This is a genomic window from Bacillus cereus group sp. BfR-BA-01309 (assembly GCF_022664315.1).
GTDB lineage: Bacteria > Bacillota > Bacilli > Bacillales > Bacillaceae_G > Bacillus_A > Bacillus_A mobilis.
Genome location: NZ_JAKUHE010000068.1, coordinates 1 through 424, shown reverse-complemented (window position 1 = coordinate 424; position 424 = coordinate 1). Strand labels below are relative to the sequence as shown.

Here is a 424-nt window from a genome sequence, read left to right as displayed (position 1 = left end):
TTATAAATGACACGAATTATACTTTTTGATGGAGACTGCAACTTATGTAATCAAAGTGTTCAATTTATTATTAAAAGAGATCCTAAAGGATATTTTAAACTTGCATCACGTCAAAGTAACATAGGTATTCAGTTATTAAATCAATACAACATTAGCGAAACAATAGATAGCGTGGTATTAATTGATAATAATAAGGCTTATACAGAATCAGATGCCATACTGAATATTTGTAGGCACTTAAAAGGAAGTTGTAAATTATTTTTTATCCTTTTAATAATCCCAAAACCTATTCGGAACCTTTATTACAAAAAAATTGCAGAAAATAGATACAACTGGTTTGGCAAACAAAAACAATGTCTTATCCCTAATCCGGATATCAAAAAAAGATTTTTAGAGTAGTTAAAAATATAAATATTCCCATGAA

The 424-nt window shown here is 27.4% G+C and carries 1 protein-coding gene; it reads left to right on the top strand.

All coding sequences use genetic code 11. The annotated features are described in order from the left end of the window. The first annotated feature begins 6 nt into the window (after nt 1–6). Nucleotides 7–399: a thiol-disulfide oxidoreductase DCC family protein gene (locus MR115_RS29640; protein ID WP_242243858.1), complete on the top strand. Its 393-nt coding sequence runs from the start codon at nt 7–9 to the stop codon at nt 397–399. Nucleotides 400–424 lie beyond the last annotated feature (25 nt).